General features: G+C 56.9%; 1 pseudogene. It reads right to left on the reverse strand.

Features of this window, described 5'->3' with window-relative positions:
* Positions 1-230 (reverse strand): annotated as a pseudogene (locus ACM6IR_RS26155) (hypothetical protein); the annotation flags it as partial.
* Positions 231-248: the final 18 nt, after the last annotated feature.

Below are 248 nucleotides of genomic sequence, written 5' to 3' on the forward strand. Positions count from 1 at the left end.
AATTCGTTCATCACGGCGTAGTTCATGACCAGCGGCAAGCCGTAGATAAAGCCTTCCTCGGCGATTGCCTTGGTCTGCTCGAGACTCGGCGCGGGCACGCCCTTGGCCACATCGGCCTTGTCTGCCTGCGTGATCGGATCGTTCTTGCTCGCACACCCCGCGAAAAGTGTTGAACTCGCTACGACGACCGCCGCAGCCATTGTCCAGCCCCGGTTAAACTTCCTGTTCATTTTCACCTCGTTAGTTTT

Origin of the sequence: Pseudomonas sp. IT-P253, assembly GCF_949768125.1 — a bacterium.
Lineage (GTDB): Bacteria > Pseudomonadota > Gammaproteobacteria > Pseudomonadales > Pseudomonadaceae > Aquipseudomonas.